The 24439-nt window shown below is 66.2% G+C and carries 23 protein-coding genes; 9 read left to right on the top strand and 14 right to left on the bottom strand.

Translation table 11 applies throughout. The features are described from left to right. Positions 1-62 precede the first annotated feature (62 nt). Entirely contained in the window at positions 63-1505 is a 1443-nt protein-coding gene (locus C1A30_RS00950) for an aldehyde dehydrogenase (protein WP_101946414.1), read from the top strand. Positions 1506-1508: 3 nt separating this feature from the next. Here the strand turns inward: C1A30_RS00950 and C1A30_RS00945 are convergent, their stop codons facing one another. Next, positions 1509-2795 carry an HNH endonuclease signature motif containing protein gene (locus C1A30_RS00945; RefSeq protein WP_101946413.1) on the bottom strand — a complete coding sequence of 429 codons (1287 nt, stop codon included), beginning with the start codon at positions 2793-2795 and terminating at the stop codon, positions 1509-1511. Positions 2796-2828: 33 nt separating this feature from the next. Then, positions 2829-4004, bottom strand: a complete 1176-nt coding sequence (locus C1A30_RS00940; protein ID WP_101946412.1) for an acyl-CoA dehydrogenase family protein — start codon at positions 4002-4004, stop codon at positions 2829-2831. A 44-nt stretch (positions 4005-4048) separates the two neighbouring features. Between C1A30_RS00940 and C1A30_RS00935 the strand changes: the two genes are divergently transcribed. The 5 genes from C1A30_RS00935 to C1A30_RS00915 are packed head-to-tail and all read left to right on the top strand — an operon-like array spanning position 4049 to position 8864. Then, positions 4049-4966 (top strand): NAD(P)-dependent oxidoreductase, encoded by a 918-nt coding sequence (locus C1A30_RS00935; RefSeq protein WP_200828121.1) that lies wholly within the window; start codon positions 4049-4051, stop codon positions 4964-4966. A gap of 2 nt (positions 4967-4968) precedes the next feature. Next, positions 4969-5712, top strand: a complete 744-nt coding sequence (locus tag C1A30_RS00930; RefSeq protein WP_101946410.1) for a hypothetical protein — start codon at positions 4969-4971, stop codon at positions 5710-5712. A gap of 9 nt (positions 5713-5721) precedes the next feature. After that, positions 5722-6675: an LLM class F420-dependent oxidoreductase gene (locus tag C1A30_RS00925; protein ID WP_101946409.1), complete on the top strand. Its 954-nt coding sequence runs from the start codon at positions 5722-5724 to the stop codon at positions 6673-6675. A 57-nt stretch (positions 6676-6732) separates the two neighbouring features. After that, positions 6733-7572: a mycofactocin-coupled SDR family oxidoreductase gene (locus C1A30_RS00920; RefSeq protein WP_101946408.1), complete on the top strand. Its 840-nt coding sequence runs from the start codon at positions 6733-6735 to the stop codon at positions 7570-7572. 14 nt (positions 7573-7586) lie between these two features. Further along, positions 7587-8864, top strand: a complete 1278-nt coding sequence (locus C1A30_RS00915; RefSeq protein ID WP_101946407.1) for a cytochrome P450 — start codon at positions 7587-7589, stop codon at positions 8862-8864. A gap of 3 nt (positions 8865-8867) precedes the next feature. On the opposite strand, the gene C1A30_RS00910 is transcribed toward C1A30_RS00915, so the two are convergent. Beyond that, the gene (locus C1A30_RS00910) at positions 8868-9563 is read right to left on the bottom strand and encodes a FadR/GntR family transcriptional regulator (RefSeq protein ID WP_101946406.1); all 696 of its coding nucleotides are present in this window, start codon (positions 9561-9563) and stop codon (positions 8868-8870) included. A 159-nt stretch (positions 9564-9722) separates the two neighbouring features. Here C1A30_RS00910 and C1A30_RS00905 point away from each other — a divergent pair, with 159 nt between their 5' ends. The 3 genes from C1A30_RS00905 (at position 9723) to C1A30_RS00895 (ending at position 13972) form a co-directional block, all read left to right on the top strand. Then, a complete protein-coding gene (locus C1A30_RS00905; RefSeq protein WP_101946405.1) occupies positions 9723-11078 on the top strand; it encodes an SLC13 family permease in 1356 nt (451 codons plus the stop codon). A gap of 180 nt (positions 11079-11258) precedes the next feature. After that, positions 11259-12464 carry a CaiB/BaiF CoA-transferase family protein gene (locus C1A30_RS00900; protein ID WP_101946404.1) on the top strand — a complete coding sequence of 402 codons (1206 nt, stop codon included), beginning with the start codon at positions 11259-11261 and terminating at the stop codon, positions 12462-12464. After that, entirely contained in the window at positions 12461-13972 is a 1512-nt protein-coding gene (locus C1A30_RS00895; RefSeq protein ID WP_101946403.1) for a carboxyl transferase domain-containing protein, read from the top strand. Before C1A30_RS00900 ends, C1A30_RS00895 begins: the two co-directional genes overlap by 4 nt. Here the strand turns inward: C1A30_RS00895 and C1A30_RS00890 are convergent. From C1A30_RS00890 to C1A30_RS00840, 11 genes are all read right to left on the bottom strand, one after another. Further along, positions 13939-14244 (bottom strand): hypothetical protein, encoded by a 306-nt coding sequence (locus C1A30_RS00890; protein ID WP_101946402.1) that lies wholly within the window; start codon positions 14242-14244, stop codon positions 13939-13941. The genes C1A30_RS00895 and C1A30_RS00890 overlap by 34 nt on opposite strands. Before the next feature lie 11 nt (positions 14245-14255). Then, on the bottom strand, positions 14256-15134 hold the full coding sequence (locus C1A30_RS00885) for an alpha/beta hydrolase (protein WP_101946401.1): 879 nt from the start codon (positions 15132-15134) through the stop codon (positions 14256-14258). Between the two features lie 92 nt (positions 15135-15226). Then, positions 15227-15946 (bottom strand): glycine betaine ABC transporter substrate-binding protein, encoded by a 720-nt coding sequence (locus tag C1A30_RS00880; protein ID WP_101946400.1) that lies wholly within the window; start codon positions 15944-15946, stop codon positions 15227-15229. After that, a complete protein-coding gene (locus tag C1A30_RS00875) occupies positions 15943-16965 on the bottom strand; it encodes an NADPH:quinone reductase (protein WP_101946399.1) in 1023 nt (340 codons plus the stop codon). Before C1A30_RS00875 ends, C1A30_RS00880 begins: the two co-directional genes overlap by 4 nt. A gap of 19 nt (positions 16966-16984) precedes the next feature. After that, the gene (locus C1A30_RS00870) at positions 16985-18217 is read right to left on the bottom strand and encodes an LVIVD repeat-containing protein (protein ID WP_101946398.1); all 1233 of its coding nucleotides are present in this window, start codon (positions 18215-18217) and stop codon (positions 16985-16987) included. Continuing rightward, complete coding sequence (locus C1A30_RS00865; RefSeq protein WP_101946397.1) at positions 18214-19278, bottom strand: SMP-30/gluconolactonase/LRE family protein; 1065 nt, start codon at positions 19276-19278, stop codon at positions 18214-18216. The genes C1A30_RS00870 and C1A30_RS00865 overlap by 4 nt, the downstream gene beginning before the upstream one ends. Further along, positions 19275-20288, bottom strand: a complete 1014-nt coding sequence (locus tag C1A30_RS00860) for a zinc-dependent alcohol dehydrogenase family protein (RefSeq protein ID WP_101946611.1) — start codon at positions 20286-20288, stop codon at positions 19275-19277. The genes C1A30_RS00865 and C1A30_RS00860 overlap by 4 nt, the downstream gene beginning before the upstream one ends. A 22-nt stretch (positions 20289-20310) precedes the next feature. Then, positions 20311-21906: a benzoylformate decarboxylase gene (gene mdlC, locus C1A30_RS00855; RefSeq protein ID WP_235009593.1), complete on the bottom strand. Its 1596-nt coding sequence runs from the start codon at positions 21904-21906 to the stop codon at positions 20311-20313. A 33-nt stretch (positions 21907-21939) separates the two neighbouring features. Next, positions 21940-23040 carry an enolase C-terminal domain-like protein gene (locus tag C1A30_RS00850; RefSeq protein ID WP_200828120.1) on the bottom strand — a complete coding sequence of 367 codons (1101 nt, stop codon included), beginning with the start codon at positions 23038-23040 and terminating at the stop codon, positions 21940-21942. A gap of 2 nt (positions 23041-23042) precedes the next feature. Continuing rightward, positions 23043-23546 carry a nuclear transport factor 2 family protein gene (locus C1A30_RS00845; RefSeq protein WP_101946394.1) on the bottom strand — a complete coding sequence of 168 codons (504 nt, stop codon included), beginning with the start codon at positions 23544-23546 and terminating at the stop codon, positions 23043-23045. A 200-nt stretch (positions 23547-23746) separates the two neighbouring features. Beyond that, a complete protein-coding gene (locus C1A30_RS00840; protein WP_160112667.1) occupies positions 23747-24406 on the bottom strand; it encodes a helix-turn-helix domain-containing protein in 660 nt (219 codons plus the stop codon). Positions 24407-24439 lie beyond the last annotated feature (33 nt).

The raw sequence follows: 24439 nt of genomic DNA, 5'->3' as shown, positions 1-24439 counted from the left end.
CTGTCAGCAGCAATAACAAGTAGTTGATATTAGTGTGGCGCCGCGGACGAGGAGACGGTCGATTGCGTCAGGACGCGCTGTTCATCGGGGGTCACTGGGCGAAGCCGAGCACCGACCGGCGTATCGAGGTGATCTCCCCGCACTCCGAGGTGGGCGTGGCGCACGTCGCCGCCGCACAACCCGGCGACGTCGACGCGGCCGTCGCGGCGGCGCGGGAAGCGTTCGACACCGGCCCGTGGCCGCGACAGGATCCCGCGGAGCGCATCGACGCGGTGCGCAGGCTGGCCAAGATCTACGGTGAACGACGCGCCGAGATGGCCGACGTGATCACGTCCGAGGTCGGCGCCCCGATCAGCTTCGCGCAGCGCGCGCAGGTCGGTCTGCCGGCGATGATGATGACTGCGTTCTGCGATGTGGCCGAGTCGTATCCGTGGCAGGAGGCGCGGCCGGGGCGCTACGGCGCCGACATCCACATCCATCGCGAGCCGGTCGGCGTCGTCGCGGCGATCGTGCCGTGGAACATGCCGCAATTCCTGATCGCGACCAAGTTGATTCCCGCGCTGCTGGCTGGCTGCAGCGTGATCGTCAAGCCTGCGCCGGAATCACCGCTGAACGCGTTGCTGCTCGCCGAGATGATCGGCCAGGCGGGGTTGCCGGACGGCGTGGTGAGTGTGCTGCCCGGCGACGCCGGAGTCGGCGAGTACCTGGTGAAACATCCTGGTGTGGACAAGGTTTCGTTCACCGGATCGACGGCGGCGGGTAGGGCCGTCGCGGCGGCATGCGCACCGGATCTGCGCCGCGTCAGCCTCGAACTGGGCGGCAAGTCCGCCGCGATTGTGCTCGCCGACGCCGACCCGGCAACCGTCGCCAAGGGCGTGCGGTCGGCCAGCCTGTCGAACAGCGGGCAGATCTGCAACGCGCTGACCCGCATCCTGGTGCCCGCGAATCGGGCCGACGATTTCACCGACGCGTTGGCCGCCGAGATGACGTCGATGGTCGTCGGCGATCCGACGAACAGCGCCACGCACGTGGGTCCCCTTGTGGCGCAACGCCAGCAGCAACGCGTCCGCGGCTACATCGAGAGCGGCCTGGACCAAGGCGCCCGCCTTGTCGTCGGCGGCCCCGAGATGCCCGACGGTCTCGACCGCGGCTGGTACGTCAAGCCAACGCTGTTCGCCGACGCCGACAACTCGATGCGGATCGCACGCGAGGAGATCTTCGGCCCGGTGCTGACCGTGATCCCCTACACCGACGAAAACGAGGCGGTGGCCATCGCCAACGACTCCGACTACGGCCTGGCCGGTTCGGTGTGGACGAACGACGTCGAGCGCGGTCTCGAAGTGGCGGCCGCCGTGCGCACCGGAACATTCGGCGTCAACCAGGGCTACACCATGGACCCGTTCGCGCCGTTCGGCGGCGTCAAGGCCAGCGGCTACGGCCGCGAACTCGGCCGCGAGGGCATCGACGGCTACACCGACACCAAATCCATTGCGGTAGCAGGCTAGCCGTCAGGCTGCGTGTAGGTCGGTGAGTTCGACGCCGATGCGGATTTCGAGTTCGCTGATGGTGATCAGTGGGGCCCCGGGCAGCGGGGGTGCGGTGGAGCGGTAGGTCTTGCCGGTCGGGGTGACGAATTCGGCGCTGTGGGTGTCGTTGTCCAGCGCGGTGGACACCCGCCAACCGGCTGCTTCTTTGACGTAGTTGCACCGCTCACAAGCCCCCAACCCGTTGCCGGCGCTGGTCGGACCACCGCGATGCCGCGGTATGGCGTGATCACGATGCCGGATCGGGGCATCACAATACGGAGTACGACAGGTGCGATCCCGCACCCCGATGAATTTCGCTAACCCCTTGGGAAACAACCGCGCCCGCGACTCCATCGCCACCAACGCCCCACTGCGCGGGTGCCGATACAACCGCCGCAGACTGGCCCGCGCCCGCTCATCAGCGACCGCATCGCCGACCAACTGTTGGGCCAGCGGCGCCGGAACCGGCCCATAACCGTCCAGGATCGCCGGGGCATTGTCGCTGCCCCACAACGCCGCATCGGTCATCACCAAATTCAACGCCACCGACTGCGGCTGCACCGCCGGACAGCCGGTGATGCGTTCATAGGCGGTATCAGCCATCACCTGACCCCGCGAACGCCCATCAAAGGTGGTGTCAGCCTGGCGTTTCAATGCCGCCCACAACCCCACCCCCTGACGCATCGGCAACAACACCGTCACCCGGGCCATGCAATCGGGCGCCGGGCGCACCGTCACGCTGCGATCCGCCTCAGCCTTGGCCGCCCGATCCACCACCGCCGCGGCATCCAACCGGGCGGCGATCTCCTTGGCCTTGGCGCTGATCCGGCCATCACCGAGCCCCTCCAACGCCGAGACATCACCGCACATCTCAGCGTCCAGCAGCCGCCGATCCGCCACGGCCAAACACGCCGACTCGCGCGCGATCAACGTCGCCCGCCACTCCGAGAGCACCCCGCATTCCATCGCGGCCAGCGTGCGCGGCATCTCCTCGACCAACGCCTGCGCCAACCCCAACAGCCGACCACCCTGATTCGGCGACTCGCGGCGCGCCAAAGCGACCTCACTGCCCAACCCACGACCCTGCCGCGACTTGGGCACCCCCGCCGCCACCTCCGCCGCCCGACGCGCCGTCGCCAACGCCGCCGCCGCGCGGGCCTGCCCCGCCGCCGCAGCCGACTTCACCGCCTCCAACCACGCGATCTGCTCGACCAAGGCCCCCTGATCAGCCCGCGGATCCACCTCCGCCAACACCCTGAAATCGAACATATGTTCGACACTACCACCACCCCACGACAAGAATCAGCGCGCAGGCAACCCCAGCACCCGCTGCGCAATGATGTTGCGCTGGATCTCTGAGGTGCCGCCCGAGATCGTGCCCGCATAGGTGCTGACGTAGCGGGTGAACCAGCTTCCAGTGAAAAGGTCTGGGTTGTACGGGTTGTACGGCGCAGTGAGCGCTGGACTGAGTAGACCGTCGACGCCGGCGGCGTCCAGCGCGTACCGAAACGCGTTCTGTTCGGCCTCCGACCCGAGCAGTTTCAGCACCGAGATGCCGGGGATGTCTCGCTCGCCGCGCGCCGCCTGCCCGAGCGCCACCGACCCAAGCAGTCGTAGCGCTTGATGGTCCATCGCAATAGTCGCGTACCGGTCGCGGTCGAGCGCATCCACCGGTCGATAGTCTTCGAGCAACTGCCCCATCCGGTTCGCGAACGCCATCCACATCATCGTGCGCTCATGGCCGAGCGATCCGTTGGCGACCTGCCATCCGCCGCCCAGTGGGCCGACGAGGTTCTGTGCGGGCACGCGCACGTCGGTGAAGAACACCTCGTTGAAGTCGAGGCTGTCGCGGTCGAATACGGCGGCGAACGGCCTGCGCTCCACCCCCGGTGTATCGGTGGGGATCAGCAGCGCGCTGATTCCCTTGTGTTTCGGCGCATCCGGATCGGTGCGCACGAACGTCAGCAGCACATCGGCGTCGTGAGCGCCCGATGTCCACACCTTCTGACCGTTGACCACGAAGTCCTCACCCGACAGCACCGCCCGGGTGTTCAATCCGGCCAGATCGGAGCCTGCCCCCGGTTCACTCATGCCAAGCGCCGCCGTCATCTCCGCGCGCAGGATCGGCACTGCCCACTGCTGTTTCTGCTGATCGGTTCCGAACGACAGCAGCGAGGCCGCGATGATCCCGACGCCCTGCGGGTTGAAGCAGTGGTAGATGCGCCGACGGGCCAGTTCGTCACGATGAACGAACTGCTGCAGCACACCGGCATTCCGACCACCGAACTCCGGCGGATTACCCGGCAACAACCAGCCGTGGTCGAACTGCAGCCGTTGCCAATCACGCGCCCACGCCGGCACATGCGCCGTCGAGGACGACCGTTCGGCGGCCTGAGCCTCGGTCGGAAGGTGCTCGTCGAGGAACCTGCCGAACTCCGCTCGGAACGCTTCGACCTCGGCGTCGAACCTCAGTTGCATCACGCCAACATATCAAGTACTTAACATTTGCGTGTCGATGCGCTATGACTAGTTGGATGCTCGAGGCGGAGAAGATTCTCATCACCGGTGCGACCGGAAAGATCGCCTTCCCGATCGCGCGTGCGCTCGCCCAGCGCAATGAGGTCTGGGGCGCCGCACGGATGCGGGATCCGGCCGATCGGGAACGGCTCGCCGCGGTCGGCGTCAAGCCGGTGGCGCTGGACATCAGCGCGGGCGATTTCTCCACGCTGCCCGACGATTTCACGTACGTGTTCCACGCCGCCGTCGACGTCGGTGCAGGCGAGTGGGCGACATGTGTGAACACCAACGCCCAGAAATCCGGCGATCTGCTCTACCACTGCCGCGCCGCCAACGGCTTCGTGTTCTGTTCCACCGGATCGATATACGCCTATCAAGGACAGCGTCCGTTGCGTGAGTCCGATCCGCCGGGAGCACCCCTGCGCGCGAACTACAGCTTCTCCAAGGTCGCCGCCGAGGCCGTGTGCACATGGGTCGCAAAACAGCACCGGGTCCCGCTCACCATCATCCGGATCTGTTCGACCTACGGCCCCGAGGGCGGCGCTCCCGCCGACCGACTGGAAATGATGTTGGCCCGCAAGCCGATTCGGCTCCACCCGGACAAACCTAACAACTACAACCCGATCTACGAAGACGACTACGTCGAGCTCGGCATCCGCGCCATGGAGGTCGCCGACACGCCGCCGATCGTGGTGAACTGGGCAGGCAGTGAAACCGTCAGCGTCGAGGACTACTGCGCCTACATGGGTGAACTCGTCGGCGTGGAGCCGGTTTTCACCTATACCCCCGACGCGCACACGCCGCTGTGGCCCGATGTGACCTACATGCACGACATGCTCGGCCGCACCAAAGTGCACTGGCGCGACGGCTTCCGCCGCATGATCGAGGCCCGCCACCCCGAACTCAGGCTGAAAGGCGACTGACCATGCAGCTACCCGGTACGCCATCGGACGAACTCGCCGACGTTCTCGCCACGGGCACAGGCGATGTCACCACTTTGTTCGTCTCGATGGCCACGCGGCATCCCGAGGGCGCGGACGCCGAGTACTTACGTTGGCACACCCTCGATCACCGCCCGGAGCAGCACCGGTTGTCCGCCGTCCGCGCTTCCTTGCGCTTGGTGTCGACGCCCGCCTGCCACTCAGCGCGCGCGGTGAGTCGGCAACCGTACGACGACATCGATCACGTGATGACGTATTTCTTCACCGATCAGAGCGGCATGACCGGCTTCCTCGATCTGGCAAAGGCGCTGATCGGCGCCGGCCGCAAGTTGCCGCTGCTGCCGCCGGTCGAACGCGGGATCTACGACGTGCAATCCAAGGCCGCAGCCGCCCGGATCAAGGTCGGCGCCGACGTGCTGCCGTGGTGGCCGATACGCGGCGTCTATCTGTTGTTGGAGACGAACGCGACGACTGCAACGGAGCTGACTCGCGTCGACGGTGTCGCCGGGGTGTGGTCGGCCGCATCGCAAGCCGTCGACGTCCGACTGGCGAATGCCCCTGCGGGCCAAACGATTTCTTATTGCTTCCTCGACGACGACCCGGTCGCCACCGCCGAGCGGCTGCGGCCGGTGCTCGAAACGCGGTGGAAAGACACCGACATCGAACCGCTCTTCGCCGCCCCTTTCCACCCGGTCGTGCCGTACGAGTGGGACCGCTATGTGCCCTAGGAGGTCGGCATGCGGATCGGCTTGATGGTCGGCTCCGACAAGGAGCGGGCCCGCGCGGACCGGGTGGCCGGACTCATCGACGACGTGAAAACGGCCGAGGCCCAGGGATTCGCCTCGTTCTGGTTCCCGCAGGTGCCTGGCTATCTCGACGCGCTGACCGCGGTGGCGCTCCTCGGCCAGGCCACCGAGCGGATCGAGATCGGCACCGCGGTCGTCCCGATCCAGACCCGCCATCCGTTGATCCTGGCGCAGCAGGCGCTGACGACGCAGATCGCCTGCTCCGGCCGATTCAGCCTGGGCCTGGGCCCGTCGCACCATTGGATCATCGCCGATCAACTCGGCCTGCCCTATGACCGGCCGGCGCGGTTGGTGCGTGACTACCTCGACGTGCTGGCGGCCGCGTTCGCGGGCCCGGGCTCGGTGGCGGTGGACAACAACAACTTTCGCGTGCACAGCCCGATCGACGTGACGGATTCATTCGAGATGCCGGTTCTTCTGGCCGCGCTCGGCCCGACCATGCTGCGGATCGCTGGTGAACGGACGGTCGGCACCATCTTGTGGATGGCCGACGAACGGGCGATCGGCGACTATGTGGCGCCGCGCATCATCGAAGCCGCAACCGCGGCGGGCAAGGCCGAAACCCGTATCGTCGCAGGGATTCCCGTCGCACTCTGCGCGTCCGGTGAAATCGACGACGCCCGCGCATACGCGAGCGAGGTGCTCGGCCACGCCGACTTCTCCCCGAACTACGTCCGCCTGCTCGAACACGGTGACGCCGAGGACGTGGGCGACACCATGGCGGCCGGCGACGAAACCGCCGTGCTCGCGCGCCTGCGGCGCTACCGCGACGCCGGCGTCACCGACCTCGCTGCGCGTGTGGTCCCACTCGGCGGTGACGCAGCAGCGCGCGCCCGATCACGGCAACGCACCCAGGACTTCCTCGCATCACTCACCCTCGATTGACACTCCGCGCCTGAGATGTAAGGTACTGATCGATCGATAAATCAGTAAGGATGGCGCATGACAGGACGTGTCGACGGCAAGGTCGCTTTCATCACCGGCGCTGCGCGCGGTCAGGGCCGCAGCCACGCAGTGCGGCTGGCGCAAGAGGGCGCCGACATCATCGCGATCGACGTATGCCGGCCGATCAGCCGCAGCAGTGAGATTCCCGCCGCCACGGCGGACGACCTGGCCAAGACCGCCGATCTGGTCAAGGCACAGAATCGCCGCATCGTCACCGCCGAGGTCGACGTGCGCGACTACGACACGCTGAAGGCCGCCGTCGACAGCGGCGTCGAGCAGTTGGGCCGCCTCGACATCATCGTCGCCAACGCCGGCATCGGGAACGGCGGCGCCACGCTGGACAAGACCAGTGCCGATGACTGGAAAGACATGATCGACGTCAACCTGTCCGGTGTCTGGCATACAGTCAAAGCTGCTGTGCCACATCTGATCTCCGGGGGCCGCGGCGGCTCCATCGTGCTGACCAGTTCGGTCGGCGGACTCAAGGCCTACCCGCACACCGGCCACTACATCGCGGCCAAACACGGGGTGGTGGGTCTGATGCGCACCTTCGCCGTCGAACTCGGGCAGCATTCCATACGGGTCAACTCGGTGCACCCCACCAACGTGAACACGCCGCTGTTCATGAACGAGGGCACGATGAAGTTGTTCAGGCCGGATCTGGAGAACCCCGGTCCCGACGACCTCGCCGTCGCCGCTCAGTTCATGCACGTACTGCCGGTGGGCTGGGTCGAACCCGTCGACATCAGCAACGCGGTGCTGTTCCTGGCGTCCGACGAAGCCCGTTACGTCACGGGTCTGACCATGACGGTCGACGCGGGCAGCATGCTGAAGTAGATCGATCGATCAAGATGACAGATCTCGCCACCGTCGACTACTTCTCCGATCCGGCCGTCGCGCAGGACCCGTACGACTATCTCGATCACCTGCGCTGCCAGGGCCCGGTGGTCCGGGAGCCGCACCACGGCGTCGTCGCCGTCACCGGGTACGCCGAGGTGATGGCGGCGTTCAAGGACACCGACGCGTTCTCGGCGGTCAACGCCATCGGCGGACCGTTTCCGCCACTGCCCTTCGAGCCCGAGGGCGACGACATCACCGAGCTGATCGAGGCGCACCGCCACATGTTCCCGATCAACGAGCACCTGGTGGTGATGGATCCGCCCGCCCACACCCGCGCGCGGTCCCTGCTGACGAAACTGTTGACGCCGAAGCGGCTCAAAGAGAACGAAGACTTCATGTGGCAGCTGGTCGATCGCCAGCTCGACGAGTTCATCGCGAACGGCCACTGCGAATTCCTCGCCGAATATGCAAGGCCCTTTGCCACTTTGGCGATCACCGACCTACTGGGCGTGCCCGAGGAGGACCGAGACGAGATTCGCAGCGCTCTCGGCGCCGGACAGCCCGAGGGTGGCGTCGGCGCGCTGGACGGCGAGCCGGTGGGTCTCAATCCGCTGCAGTACCTGGACGACAAGTTCAGCGGCTACCTCGCCGAGCGGCGACACCAACCGCGCGACGATGTGCTCACCACGATGGCGACCGCGACCTATCCGGACGGCTCGACACCGCAACTGCTCGAGGTGGTCCGCCCCGCGACCTTTCTGTTCGCCGCGGGCCAGGAGACCGTCACCAAGCTGCTCAGCTCGGCCGTTCAGGTCCTCGCCGAGCGGCCGGACCTGCAGCGGGAGATACGCGAGAACCGCAAACTCGTCAGCCCGTTCATCGAGGAATCGCTACGCACACAGAGTCCTACCAAGGTGGACTTCCGGCTGGCCCGCAAGACGACAACGCTTGGCGGCGTTGATATTCCGGCGGGCACCGTCGTCATGCTGTGTCTCGGCGCCGCCAACCGTGACCCGGCCAAGTTCGCCGATCCGCACGAATTCCGGCTGGACCGCAAGAACGTTCGCGAACACATCGCGTTCGGCCGGGGCATCCACAGTTGCGCGGGCGCGCCTCTGGCGCGCGTCGAAGGCGTCATCACCATCAACCGGATGTTGGACCGGATGGCTGACATCGCGATCAGCGAGGCCAAACACGGCGCGCCCGAGGACCGTCGATACAGCTACGAACCGACCTTCCTGCTGCGGGGGCTGACCGAACTGCACATCGAGTTCACGCCTGTCGGCTGAACCTCAGTCGGCTTGGCGCAGCAGGGCGACGTCGGACACCATCCGGATGTGATCGGCCATCGCCTTCGATGCCGCTTGCGGGTCCTGTTTGCGCACCGCGTCGGCGATGCGCCGATGGCCCTCCAGCGACGCCCGCGGCCGGTCTTCTTGCGAAAGCGATTCGATGCGCGTTTCCCTTATCAGGCCCGAGATCTCGTGCATCAGCTTGGCCAGCAGCGAGGAATGCGCGGCGGTGGTGATGGCCTCGTGGAACATCTCGTCGCCAACGACACCGCGGTCCCCCGTTTGAACCTCTTCCTCCATTTTCGCGATGGCGGCGTCAATGGCGGCCATCTCGGCATCGCTTCGACGGGCGGCGGCGAGTCCGGCCAACTTCACCTCGAGGGCTTCGCGGGCTTCGATGATGTCGGGTATCCGGTCGGCGTGTTCCCGCAGGGCCTTGACGGCCCGCTCCTCGGTCGGGCGGCGCACCAGGATCGCGCCGTCGCCGTGCCGCACCGACAGCACACCCTGCACTTCGAGGGCGACCAGCGCCTGGCTCAACGAGGCGCGACTGACCCCCAGCTTGGCGGCCAAGTCACGCTCGGCAGGCAACCGGTCACCCGGCGTCATCTCGTTGTCAGCGATGTACGCGCACAGTTGCTCGACGATCACTTCATACAGTCGGGGACGCGTGACAGGTCTAAGTTGCTCAACCACTGACTCACCTACTCTCTGCTCCAACCATACCCATTCGCAGTACGCTCCCTGGGTGCAGCGGGTCACACAGCATATTGACAGTGATGACCGTCACTGCTTTACTGGCTAGGCCATTGCTCCACTAGGTCATTAGACCTACGCAAACCCCCGGAGACCTCGATGCCGCTCGAACTGATACCAATCCTGGCTCTCATCGCGATGTTCGTCGCGGCCACACTGCTGCCGATCAACATGGGCACCCTGGGATTCGTCGCCGCGTTCCTGGTGGGAACGCTCGCCGTCGGAATGAAGACCGACGACATCATCGCGGGCTTTCCCAGCGAACTCTTCCTGACGCTCGTCGGCGTCACGTACCTGTTCGCGATCGCGCAGAACAACGGGACCGTCGACTTGATGGTCAGGGGCGCTGTACGCCTGGTACGCGGGCGGGTCGCGTTCATCCCCTGGGTGATGTTCGGGATCACCGGCGTGCTCACCGCGCTAGGCGCCCTCGGCCCGGCCGCGGTCGCGATCATCGCGCCGATCGCGCTCGGGTTCGCCAAGCAGTACCGGATCAACGCGCTGCTGATGGGCATGATGGTCATTCACGGCGCGCAGGCCGGCGGTTTCTCGCCGATCAGCGTCTACGGCGTCACCGTCAACAACATTGTGGCCAAGGCCCAGTTGATGAACAGCCCAGTGGCACTGTTCCTCGGCAGCCTGTTGTTCAACGCGGCCATTGGCGTGCTGCTGTTCGTCTTCCTCGGCGGCCGCAAGCTGATGGGACGGACCGTGCATGACGATCACGACGATCCGATCGGCGACAGCGTCACCGGCGGCGTCGGCGGCGCCACACCTCCGACTGGGACCGGCGGCACGGCGACCCTCACGGTGACCGAGACCGAAGCCCGCGTAGCGGCCAAACCGCTGCCGACGAAGATCACCTACGACCAGGTGCTCACCCTGATCGGACTCGGCGCGCTGGCCTTGTTCTCACTTGTCCTCGATCTCGACATCGGCTTCGTGTCGATGACCGTCGCCGCGGTGCTGGCACTGGCCTCCCCCAAGGCACAGAAGGGTGCGGTGTCGCAAATCAGTTGGTCCACCGTGCTTTTGATCGGCGGCGTGTTGACCTTCGTCGGCGTGCTGCAGGAAGCCGGCAGCGTCGAGTGGGTCGGCAACGGTGTCGCCAAAATCGGCATGCCTCTGCTGGTGGCGCTGCTGCTGTGCTACGTCGGCGGCATCGTGTCGGCCTTCGCCTCGTCGACGGCCATCCTCGGCGCGACCATTCCCCTGGCGGTGCCGCTGCTGTTGGCCGGCGAGGTCAGCGCCATCGGAGTCGTTGTCGCGCTGGCGATCTCGTCGACCATCGTCGACGTCAGCCCGTTCTCGACCAACGGTGCCCTGGTACTGGCCAATGCGCAGGATGTCGACCGCGACAAGTTCTACAAGCAGATCCTCAAATACAGCATGCTCGTCGTGCTGATCGGGCCACTGCTGGCATGGGCCGCGCTGGTGCTGCCCGGTTGGCTGTAGCTCCCCAGGGATTCCCAATGGCGGCGGCTTACTGCGACCAGTAGGCCGCCGCCATCGTTTTCGTGAGACCCAGGTCACAGAACCAGTCCGTGGAAGACCTTGACTCGCAGGTCAGTGCATGATTTTCTGAATTGGCTAGGCCACTAGCTCACTTAGTCACTAGGCCGAAGGTGGTCCCCCATGACATCGACACTCTCCTCGAACGGACCCGCCGGCCCCCTCGCCGGACTGGTGGTGGTCGACCTGACTCGCGCCCTGGCCGGGCCGCATGCGGCGATGATGCTCGGCGATCTCGGCGCGCAGGTGATCAAGGTGGAAAACCCGCACGGCGGCGACGACACCCGCGGCTGGGGCCCGCCCTTCGTCGATCCGGTGGACGGCGACCGGGAGTCCACCTACTTCCTCAGCGCGAACCGGAACAAGAAGTCGGTCACGCTCGACCTCAAGGATGACAGCGGCAAGCGTGCGTTGACGGCGCTGATCAGCAGCGCCGACGTGCTGATGGAGAACTTTCGGCCCGGAGTGCTTGACCGCCTTGGCTTTTCACAGCAGCAGCTGGCAGCACTCAATCCGCGATTGGTCGTGCTGTCGATCAGCGGCTTCGGCCACGACGGTCCCGAAGCAGATCGCTCAGGTTACGACCAGATCGCCCAGGGTGAGGCAGGCTTGATGTCGGTAACCGGCTCCGCCCCAACGGATATGCAACGGGTCGGGGTACCGATCGCCGACCTGTTGGCCGGCATGTACGGCGCATTCGGTGTGCTGGCAGCGCTGCACGAGCGCGAGCGCACCGGTCGCGGTCAGGTAGTGCGCGCCTCCCTGCTCGCCGCGGTCGTGGGGGTGCACGCATTCCAGGGCACGAAGTGGACGGTGGCGGGCGAGGTCGGCGAAGCGACCGGCAACCACCACCCCTCGATCTGCCCGTACGGCCTGTTCGAAACGGCTGACGGCGCAGTGCAGATCGCGGTCGGAAGTGAAGGACTGTGGAAACGTTTCTGCGCGGGCTTCGGCTTCGATCCGCACGCCCCGGAGATGGCGTCGAATCCGCAGCGAGTGGCGAACCGCAAGCAGGTCAACGAGATGGTGCAGGCGCGGTTCGGCTACTACACCACCGACGAGTTGCTCGCCAAGCTCGATCGAATCGGCGTGCCCGCCGGGCGCATTCGCTCCATCCGCGAAGTCTACGAGTGGGAACAGACCAAGTCCCAGGGCCTGCTGATCGACGTCGAGCACGCCACGTTGGGAAACATCACGTTGCCTGGGCCGCCGCTGCGGTTCTTCGAGGCCGACGGAACCGAACTGACACGCAGGCACCACACCGCTCCCCCGGTGCTCGGCGCCGACAACGACCTCATTGCAGCGACCCTGCTCGCGGAGCACCGATGACCCGGCACAGCGCGCGGCAGGTCATCGCCGCGGTCATCGATGACGGCTCGTGGACGGCATGGGATGACGCACTGCCCGACGTACCCGCGAACGGAGCGTATGCCGACGAATTGGCCCGTGCGCGAGCGGCAACCGGCTTGGACGAAGCGGTTCTCACCGGCACTGCGACCGTACGCGGCCACCGAGTCGCGATGCTGGTGTGCGAGTTCGGCTTTCTCGGCGGCTCGATCGGCGTGGCCGCCGGCCACCGACTCACCATGGCAATTCGCCGCGCCACCGCCGAAGGTCTTCCACTCCTCGCACTGCCGACGTCAGGCGGCACCCGCATGCAGGAGGGCACGACGGCGTTCATGCAGATGGTCCGGATCACGGCGGCCGTGACCGACCACAAGGCGGCCGGTCTGCCGTATCTCGTCTACCTGCGGCACCCGACGACGGGCGGAGTCTTCGCGTCATGGGGCTCGCTCGGGCATGTGACCCTCGCCGAGCCGGGTGCGTTGATCGGCTTTCTGGGTCCGCGAGTGTACGAGGCGCTGTTCGGTGACCCGTTTCCCACAGGCGTGCAGACGTCGGAAAACCTCTGTGCGCGCGGCGTTGTCGACGCCGTGGTGGCCGTGGACGACCTCGCCGCAATCGTGGACCGCGCCTTGACGCTCATCACGCCGGCGCCGCACCAGATGATCCAGCCCAGCACCGTGCATCCGCCTTCCTCCGACGTGCCCGCGTGGGAATCGGTGCTGGCTTCCCGCCACGGCGAGCGACCCGGCGTTCGCGAACTGCTCCACCACGCCTGCAGCGATGTCCTGCTGCTCAACGGAACCGGACAGGGCGAGAACGAACCGGGACTGCTGCTCGCGCTCGCCCGGTTCGGCGACCAGACGTGCGTCCTATTGGGTCAGGACAGGCACGGCCAGACCCCTGAGGCACCGCTGGGTCCTGCGGCGCTGCGGCAGGCGCGACGCGGTATGCGATTGGCCGCGGAACTGAACCTCCCGCTGGTCACCGTGATCGACACGGCGGGCGCCGCACTGTCCCGCGAGGCAGAGGAGGGTGGTCTTGCCGGCGAGATCGCGCGCTGTATCGCCGACATGGTGACGCTCGAAGTGCCCACCATTTCAATACTTCTCGGGCAAGGCACCGGCGGCGGAGCACTCGCACTCGTGCCCGCCGACCGGATGCTCACCGCGCAGCACGGATGGCTTTCGCCGCTGCCGCCCGAGGGGGCCAGTGCGATCCTGTATCACGACACCGACCACGCGGCGCACATGGCGGCCAGCCAAGGGATCCGATCCGCGGATCTACTGGCGCACGGCGTCGTCGACCGGGTGATCCCCGAATACCCAGCAGCCGCAGCCGAGCCCGAACAGTTCTGCCTGCGCGTAGGGGCGGTGCTGCGCGACGAGCTGGCGACGCTTCGCAACGTCGACCCCGCGCGCAGGCTTGCCGATCGTGTCGACCGGTTCGATCGGATCGGTCAGCCTGATTCCGTGTTGGCCGCGGTCGGATAGTCCGACGCCTGCGTGATCCTCACGAGGTGCTGCTTGGTCCGCCACAGCAGCGGTCTCAAGATGAGCGAACGCAGCGCACCGCCGTACTTGCGCAGAGTGGCCGAATCCGCCTGACGGATCGTTTCGGCGTCGGTGACGAGTTCGAAGATGACCGGATACCGGCGTTTTCCGTCGACGACGACACCGACCGGTGTCGTGAGGACCTTGCCGTTAGTCGTCGCCGTGCCGATGGTGACGACTTCGGAGGTCTCGAGTAGATCGAGCAGTTCCATGGCGGATTCACCTAAAGCTTGAAGTGAGCCGCCGCGGCGTCGGACGCCACCGTCATCGGCCCCGGCTGGTCGTAGAAGTCGAATTGGGTTGCTGCGTCGAGCCATAGCTGGTCAACCGGACCGGGCACCGCGCCCACGAATCGGCGGACGCTGTCGGGGTTGACCGCACCATCGCTGTGCACCACGAGCAGCGGTTGAGCCAACGCGGGGGCCAGAGCATGGACGTCGAAGGGGATCCAGCTCGCCCACGACGCCAGGTTGAAGGTGTTGTCCCACTGCGGAATCAGCCCGCGATCGGGGTTGGTGTAGTAGTCCTCACCAGGTGCGGGATCGGCCTGAATCGGCGGGACTGCCGGTACCAGCGCCTGCCGGCCGCTGCGCTCATATTCCGCGAGTGCCTCATCCGCGGCATGGATGAGCGCTGCCATACCTTGTTGACCGCCGAGGTTTTCACTGACGTCGCTTCGCGTCGGCAATGCTGGCGCGATCAAGGCGAGCGACTCGAGCAGTGGCGTCCGGGTCGCCGCGGCCACCAGGTAACTACTGCCTGCGCAGATCCCCAACCCGGCGATGGCGTCCCTGTCGACAGCGGGATGGGCGGCGAGGAACTGCGCCGCCGCGACGATGTCGGCACCTTTCGCGAGCGGGTCCTCCATCGATCTGGGCTGGCCACCGCTCTCACCCCAACTGCGGAAGTCGAACGCCAGCGCGATGAGCCCGCGGTCCGCCATCTCGCGGGCGTAGCCGGCCGCCATCTGCTCCTTGACCGTCGCCCACGCCCCGGCCACGACGACTGCCGGTCGCCGCGCGCCGTCCAGATCGGCAGGCAGGTACATGGTGCCTACAAGGACGTCGCCTGACGAATCGAAGGTCACTCGCCGTGTGTCCATCACTCCTCCAGAAACGGTAGTTGCACTCCCACTTCAAACCATATCGGCAAAGTGGGAGTACTACCACCACTCCAGGTGGTGATCTGCGGCACCTACTGGAGCAGGTCGTCCAATTCGCTGACCCGCGCGTTGCCCAGATGCAGCGTGGCCAGTTCGGAAAGGGCTTCATCGCCGATCCGCGCCTCGGCGTCCTTGCGGACGATCAAGGTGGCCTCGTCGGTGCCGCCGAGCAGCCCCTTGGGCTCGTCGAGTTCGCGTATCCGGTAGCGATGGTGCAGCCATTGCGGCTGCCAGAGCGGGATCACCACCCATCGCTGTTGCGCGACGGCGTCCACGAACCGGCCGAAGCACTGTTCTTCTGTGCCCGTGCGGAATTCGTATCCTGCTGCCCCGAGACCGTACTGGTCGATGATGTCCGCAGAGAACCGGCTGATGCCTGCGCCCGGATTGATTCCCTGTATCAGTCGCTCCATCCGGGTCAACGCCGGTTCTGCCAGCAGGTCGGTGACACCTCGAACGGCATCCTCGGGAACGTAGTCGGGCACGCCCCAGAGGCAGTACGGCTCGTACAAGACGGTGACCTTGCGCACCTGATCGGCGAACGGAGCGAGATACGCTCCGTGGCTGCTCGGCAACCACGCGGACACCAGGACGTCGACGTCGCCGTCGCCCATGCGGCGGAACATCTCCTCGTGCGGGGCTGCCGAGCGTTCGATGTCATGGCCGTGACCGATCAGGACCCGCTCGACTTCCCGTGCGGCAGCGTCGTGAAAACTCAAGTCGATGTGTCCGACACGGATCCGGCTTGTCATACGGTCGCCACGTCGATGAGAACCTTGCCGATCACGCCGGATTCGGACGCGCGGTGTGCGTCGGCGGCGCGTTCCAGCGGGAAGCGGTGCAACGGCAACCCCGCCTGTTCACCCACCTCCATGGCACCGTCGGCGATCGCCGCATTCACCGCCCGGACGGAGGCCATCTTCTCGTCGTGTTCGGTGAGGTAGGTCAGGATGTACTGAAGGCGGGCGTTTTTGGTCATGGCGGCCCTGGTCGGGACGGAAACCGCATCCTGCTCGTCAGAGGCGTACACGGTGATGACGCCGTCGTTCGCAATTATCGCCAAGTCCTCGGCGACGTTGGCGCGCAGATTCACCTCGACGATGATGTCGGCGCCTTGGGCATGGTGGCGAAGCAGTTCTGCCGCAACGTCCTGGCGACGGTAGTTGATGATCTGGTGTGCACCCGCCGCCCGGCACAACTCGGCCTTCTCCTCACTGCTGACCGTGGTCACCACGGCCGCACCGGCCCACACCGCGAGTTGGATCGCGGCATGGCCGACGGCGCCTGCCCCGCCCGCCACCAGAACGGTCAACCCGCTCAGAGCGCCCGGATGCAACTGCGTCGGCGCTCCCCGGTGCGAGGTGAGCGCGCGATGGGCGGTCAGCGCCGGGATACCCATCGACGCGCCGACGTCGAAGCTGGCGTTGTCGGGTAGTAGCACGACCTGGTCGGCCGGGAGGGACACATATTCCTGGGCGGTGCCGTCGGGCCGCTGCCAGGCGGCATCCCAAACCCACACCCTGTCACCGCTTTTCAAGCCGGTCACCCCGTCGCCAACCGCGTCGACGACGCCGGCACCGTCCTGGTTGGGCACCTGGCCGCCGGCGGCGACGGCCGCGTTGGGTGCTTGCCGGGCCTTCCAGTCGGTCGGGTTGACACCCGAGACAACCATATTCACCCTGACCTCCCCCGCGCCCACCGCGGGCAAAGGTCGCTCCACGAGTGTCAGCACCGACGGATCTCCGGTGCGCGTGTAGACGATTGACTTCATCGGGTTCCTGTTCTGTTGATCAGCCGTGAAATTCGACGATGTCGAGTCCACCGTTGTAGTCGGTGGTGAACGCGATCCCGTCGCTGCGCACGTAGACGTCGGCCGTCTGAATGACTTGCCTGCCGCCGGGCCGCGGGTCGACGAGACGATCCGGCGGCCCTGGCACAAACGCCCCGATCTGGCGGGGGCCGAAGGGATTGCTGATGTCGAAAGCGCGCAGGCCCGCGTTCTGGTACGTCGCGAAAATGATCGTGTCCGACACGAAGCTGCCCGGCCGGTTCTCGTGCAGATTGTGCGGGCCGAAATGGCGGCCCTTACCCGCGTAGTCCTGTTCCGTCGGGGTCGGGAACGTCGAGATGCTGATCGGGTTCGACGGCTCCCGGATGTCGAACACCCAGACGTGTTTCAGGCCGTCGGCCAGTTCGTCGGCGGTGGCTTCATCGGCGACGATGAGCAGGTCGCGTTCCGGTAGTGGCAGCGAAGTATGAGTGCCCCCGCCGAACGGCGGCGACCAGTTGCGGTGCACGATCGACCGCGGGTTGGCTCTGTCGCTGATGTCCAGCAGCGCCAGCCCGCCATCGCGCCACGACGAGTACGCGGTGTCGCCCGCGATGATCGCGTGGTGCAGGGCATACCGCCATCGAGTGGTGTCCCATGTCGGTTTCTCGCCCGCCGCCGAGTTCATACCCGGCAGCCAATGGTTTCCGACGATGACCGGCTGTGTGGGGTCGGACAGATCGATCACCGCGAAGATGTAGTCGCTGAATCCGGTTGGCAGCACTGACGCATAGGCATAGCGTCCGCCGGTGTACCACAACCGGTGCGCGCCGACGCCGTCGATCGGCAGGAAGCCGATGCAGCGTGGCGCCGACGGCACCGCGATGTCGTAGACCGCCACCCCCGCCGACCAGTTCTGCTCGCTTCCGCCGAGCCGGGTGCCCAGTGAGCCGCTGTAATAGTTGGCTTCGGTGTCGAATTGCTTCCACAAGTCCTTGGCGTGGATGACAAGAAGCAGATCGTCCGCCGCCTGCAGGTGGATGTTCCAGGTGTTGGGCGGCGCAGGCTCGAACGCAACGGGTTTCGGCGCACGCAGATCGCTGACGTCGATCGCGCTGAAGCCACCGCTGAACAGGTGGCCGACGTAGACGTGTTCGTTCCAGTACTGCAACTGCATCGCATCGGGCCTGCCGCCTTGATCACTGTGCGCTATCGCGGTGAATCCATCGGCCAACTCGGGTTCGGTGCCGCTCACGGCTTGAGCCGGATCGGTTGCGCGCCGATGTCGACCCGGATGATCAGGTAGGGAGGTATCCGGTCGTCGGCTCCGTGATTGAACAGCGGGAGGCGCGGTAACTGGTTGACGCTGACGTACAACTGCCCGTCGGCGGCGATGGCCAAGGTGTCGGGCCACAACAGTTCTCCTGCCTGCAGCACCGTGGTCCACTCGCCCGCCGGGTTACGGCGCAGCACTGCGCCGTGCTCGTAGGCGGTGGCGTAAAGGTTTCCGGCAGTGTCTGTTTCGAGACCATCGGACGCGCATTTGTCGCCGTGGTCGAGGACTGTCTGCGCGACGAGGTCGTCGGGCATGTCGCGGTCGCGCAGCGCCGCGGTGTCGACGCTGTAGAGCCGGCGCGACGATAGCGGGCAGTAGTACAGCCGGGCACCGTCGGCGCTGATCGCGATGCCGTCGGCACCGACGCGGTACTGATCGCGCACCACACCTTCGACCACGGCCCGAAACTGGTCCTCCGCCTGGGTGGTTCGGTGGCCGCGGAGGCGGTCCCAGGACTGCCCGGTGTCGAGGTCGACGACGATGAGCGCACCGGTGGGCTGCGAGTCGGTGATGTACGCGTACCTGCCGCGGCTGAAGTCGAACCGGACGTCGTTCAGATACGTCGTCGGCGTCATCGCCGCGTCGTCGATCGGAAGCACACGGTCGATCTCGTTGCAGTTCAGATCGACTCGGACCAGCTTGGGTCCGCCCCCGGCCACGTACGGTGAGAACGACGGTGCGCCGGTGTCCAGCAGCCACAGGTAGCCGTCTGGGTCGACGATCACGCTCTGCACCGAGATGAGCCGCTCCCGCGGTGCCGCCCCCGTCCACGCGTTCACCTCGATGCTCGGATATGCGACGGCCGTACCGTCGACGATCTCGGCGACGGTGTACGGGACCTGGTCGCCCCACCGCGGAAATGAGACGAACACGCGTCCGTCGTCGCTGACCGTGACACCTGTCGGCATCAGGTCGGTGATCTCGGCTACCACTTCGTATTCGGGCTGGACGTCGCTACCGAGCGGCCGCGGTGCATTCATGAGTGCTTCTTTCCTGTTGTATCGCCGGACGCGATCTGGACAACGACTTTCCCGTTGGCGGTGTGGTTTTCGACGGCGGCATAGGCTTCGTCGAGGTTCGCGAACGTGTACGTCCGGCCGTCCAGTCGGGGCACCAACCGACCGGAGTCGGCCATCTCCGCCGCCAACCGAAGGGCACGCCCGTGCCTGTCCCTGTGCTGTCCGCTCAGCAGCGGCAGCAGCGTGAACACACCCGAGTACGTGGCCGCACGGAACGACAGCGGTGCCAGGCTGTGCGTGCCCCAGCCGAGCGCACTCACCACATGACCGGTGTAGCGCTTGACGGCGGCGAACGAGTCGTCCAGCGCGGACCCACCGACGGTGTCGAACACCACGTCGAAACCATCACCCGCCGAATGCTTCTCGACGTACTCGGCCACCGTCGTCGTGGTGTAGTCGATCGCTGTCGCACCCGCCGCAGTGATGATCTCCTGACTCGCCGCACCGCCGGTGGCGAAGACCTTCGCACCGCGGTAGCGGGCGAGTTGGATGGCGACGTGACCGACACCGCCCGCCCCACCGTGCACGAGCACCGAGGCATCATCAGGGATGTGCGCGTGACCGACGAGCGCCTCCCTGGCGGTGATGAACGCCAACGGCAGGGCGGCCGCCTCCTTCATGGAAAGTGTGCGCGGTTTCGGCGCGAGCAATCGGCAGTCGACGGCGGCGAACTCGGCCAGCGAGCCCTGGATGCCGCCGACGCCGCCGGTCATCCCGAAGACTTCGTCACCGGGCCGGAATGCATCGACACCGTCACCCACCGATTCCACCACACCCGCCATGTCAATTCCGAGGACTGCGGGCGGCACCGTCTGTGCGTGCGCCGCCTGTCCGCGCCGAATTTTCGTGTCGAGCGGGTTGACTCCGCTTGCCATCACCCGGACCAGCACCTGCCCCGGCCCGGGTGACGGCACTTGTAGCTCGAGGATCTGAAGTGGTGCACCGAATTCGGTGAGAACTGCTGCGCGCATGGGCATCATCCCGGTCGTGTGGCTAGATCAGCGGTGGGACCGTCGCATCGACCGCCACCTCGACGAGGTGGGGGCGGTCAGCGTCGATTCCCCGCTTGATCACTTCGCAGAGGGCCTCGGCTGAGGTGACCCGTTCACTGGTGCACCCGTAACCCTGAGCCAACCCCTGAAAGTCGAGGTCCGGTAGGTCGAGGCCCGGAACCCGGGGAGTTTCAAGAAGGTGCGCGAAGGATTTCAGAATGTTGTAGGCGCCGTTGCGCACGACGATGAACAGGATGGGCAGATCGTGTTGCGCGGCGGTCCAGATGCTCTGGATCACGTAGTTGGCCGCCCCGTCACCGACAATGCAGATCACCTTCCTGTTGGTGCCTTCGTCGCGCTCGGCAAGGGCCACGCCGACCGCGGCGGGCAGCCCGTAGCCAAGCACGCCGCTGGACATGGAGAAGAACGACTTCGGCTGATCGGTCGGGATCTGCTGGCGCAACTGGCGCAGCGTGGAAAGTGACTCCTGGACGATGACGCTGTCGGCCGGACGGACCGTCTGGATGGTGTGGTACAGCCACTCCGCGGTGATGCGGTCGTCGAGAAGGGCGGGCGCCGGGGCGGGCCGCGCCGACGGCAGAATTCGATTCGCCTGCGGCACAGCGTCGGCGATCACCGCGCAGGAACGGCCAGGGTCGGCGAGGATCGCGGTGCCGACGGGTGCGCGCGCCGCCTCGGCCGGATCGTCGGTGATGTGGAAGAGCACGGCGCCTTCGGGCAGGTACTCACCGGGGACGTACGGGTAGTAGCGGAACACCGGCGCGCCGATGACGACGATCACGTCGTGGCCCGACAATGCTTGCGTCAGCGGACCGATCGCGGGAGGAAGTGTGCCTCGATACTGTGGATGCGTCTCAGGGAAGCCCGGCCTGCCTTCCTCGGGCGCCGCCCACACATCGCATCGCAGCTTCTCGGCCAACGCCACGGCATCGTCCCAGCCGCCGACCTGATCCACGGCGCCGCCGATGACCAGAACCGGTGAGTGGGCCGACTCGAGCGCTGCGATCACTTCGGCCAACGCGTCGACATCGGCAGACAGCCGTCGACTCACGGTGCGCAGCAGCGGAAGTCGGGGGCAGGGTTGGTCGCCGTCGTCCATCGGGATCGACAGGAAGACCGGCCCGGCCGGGGGCAGCACCGCCGTGGCATAGGCACGCATCAAGGCCGCGGGCAGGTCCTCGGCGCGGGCCGGCTGATAGGCCCACTTGATGTACGGCTGAGGTACGACCTCGGGCTTGACGTTGGTCAGATACGGTTCCAGCAACAGCATCTCGCGGGTCTGCTGGCCGGCGGTGATGATCAGCGGGGCACGGTTGTACCAGGCGCTTTCGATGTTGCCCACCGCATTGCCCATTCCGGCGGCGGTGTGCAGGTTCACCAGCGCCGCGCGCCCGGTGCGCTGCGCGTAGGCGTCGGCCATGGCCACGGCCGGCGCCTCCTGCAGGGCCAGCACATAGCGGAAATCGGTTGGGAAATCTTTGAGGAAGGGTTCTTCGGTCGAACCCGGGTTGCCGAACATGGTCGTGAGCCCCAGTTGGCGGGCGATCTCGAAAAAGGCTTCTCGTACGGTCTGCATGGTCACCTCTCGGCTGTGGTCTGAAATGGGTTGTCAGATCTGGACGGCGTATTTGTTGACGGCCTGCTCGTCCCAGGCCAGGCCGGCGCCGGGCTGATCGACAGCGGTGAGCGTGCCGCGCTCGGGTTGCAGTGGGGTAGCCAGGATCGGGCGTGCCCAGTCCACCCACTCCAGCCAGTGCGCCGTTGGCGTGACCCGAAGCAGGTGCGCCGCGAATTCCGGATACAGGTGGTTGGAGAACTGGATGCCCGCCGCGGCCGCGACTCCGGCCGTCTGCAGCCAACCCGTGACACCACCGATCCGCATCAGGTCGCCCATGGCGTAGTGAACACCGCCGCTGTCCAGGAAATTCAGTAGATCACGTGCGCCGTAGTAGTTTTCGCCTGCCTGCAGTGGCGTGCGTACCTTCTGGGCGAGTTGTGAATAGCCGCGGACGTTGTCGTATGCGATGGGTTCCTCGAACCAGTACAAGTTCTGCTCGTCGAGTTCGTGGCACCGCCGAATCGCATCACCGAGGCCGAGGGCCTGATTGAAGTCCACCATGAGGTCGATATCGGCCCCGATCCCCTGCCGGACCGCGTCGATGGCCGCAAGGTCGTCGCGCAGGTGCGTGTTGCCCAGCCGCATCTTCAACGCGGTGAACCCGCCTTCTTCGACCAACGCCCTGGCCTCGGTAGCCAGCGTCGAGACCTGATGGCGCCAGAGGCCGTTGCTGTTGTATGCGCGCACTGGGCCGACCGAGCCGCCGAGAAGCTGGGCCAGCGGAAGACCGGCGGTCTTGGCCAGGGCATCCCACAGCGCCATGTCGATTGCGGACACCGCGATCGTCGAGACACCAGCCAGCCCGACGACATTGAGCGACGTCAGCGCCTCCCGGAAGGCGTCGCCGGGCGCGATGTCGCGGCCATGGAGCCCGTCGAGCAGATCGCGTAGTTCGGCGACCACCACCGGCAGAGACTTGACCCGGTACGGCGCGATGTAGCTCGAGCCGATGACTCCGTCGGCCAACTCCACGTCGACAAGCACCAAGGGCCAATGGTCGAACCGGCCGATCGCGGCGATGATCGGATGCCGCAGCGGTACCACGACGGCGCGAACCGTACTGCGTTGCACTATCATTCGTGAGTCAGCCACGGTCAGACACCTTCGTTCTGAAGTTGGCGCAGATAGCCGGTGACGTCCGCTATCGGGGGCAAGAGATCTCCTTCGGTACCGGACAACCCGGCCTGCCGAAGCACCTGGGCTTGATCCCAGTAGAGGGTTTCGCTGAGCATCAGCGAGTCTTCGAACGTCACCACCACGACGAAGGGAATCTGCAGCGACAAGCCGGTCGGGGCGACGCCGGGAAGAAGGTGCGGCATCACCCGGTCGTGGGTGAACTCCATGATGCATTCGTCGACGAGCACGTCGTCGCCGAGCGAGCGCCGCACGAGTTCGAGGCTGGTGTCCGGTGGCTGGGCCGGAATGAAAACCTCGGCGTAGTAGGCGCGCAACGCCTCACGCCCCGATGCCCCGCTCATCGTCGGTAGGTGCATCACCCGCGCATGCGGCACCATCGTCGACACCGCCAGATCGGCGTCCTTCGATTCGAATTCGTACCGGGTGTGCCGCGTCCACAGCTCCTCGATGGCCTCACTCATGGGGCCCGAAGTTAGAAACCGTCCCGCCGAGTCCGCTAACCAGTGTCCAATGAATGGACAAAATCGGCGGTCGGCTGCAGACATGGGTGCTCCTCGATGGATGGGGCGAACCCGGCGAGGCTAACCAACCAAGGCCGGTGACATGCAAGGACCATTGGTAACCCGGTGGAAACCATTGCAGGTCAAGGCTTTGCGGAGTGTCACATCGGATTCGTGAGCATGACGTTGGCTATGCGTTCGGCCGTTCGGCGGGTCGCCGCCAGCATCACGTCCGACGGACGGGACGACGGAATCAAGGTGGACACCACCGCGACACCGGTTGCCGAACCGTACGGAATGCCCATCGCGACACAGCTGTAGTCGGCGGCGACTTCGCCGGCATCGACGACCGGCGCGGTGAGCGTGTGGTGGGCGCGCCCCTGCGCGGTTTCGGCAGGGACGACGCCTCCGGCTTTGGCGAGGAATCGCACCGGCGAGCGCGCTGCGAGTGCATCGAGATAAATCGGGCCGTCACCGAGATCGGCGGACAGGCTCACCGCCGCGCCCGTGATCGCGGCGAGTTCAGCCATCGGGCGCCTGCAGGCGATACGGAGTCGGGCCGCGGGCGTCACCGTCGCGCCGAGACGCAACAGGCTCGCGCCGAGGGCGTAGCGCGATCTCTCCCGTCGGACCGCCCCGACAGTGACCAGTTGTCGAAGTAGCCGGTGCACCGTGGGATGCGGGAGCCCCGCGGCCGCGCTGAGATCCACGAGCCGAACCGGTTGCAGCTCGGCAATGAGGTCGAGCAGGCCGAACGCGGTTTCGATGACACCGCGGGGCGTCGCCTCGGCACCGAAGCGATCCGGATCGGTAGCGGTCATGAGGTCACCGTGCCCTTCCAAACGACACCGATC

It is taken from the genome of Mycobacterium sp. 3519A (assembly GCF_900240945.1).
Classification (GTDB): domain Bacteria; phylum Actinomycetota; class Actinomycetes; order Mycobacteriales; family Mycobacteriaceae; genus Mycobacterium.
This window is presented reverse-complemented; position numbering and strand designations above follow the sequence as displayed.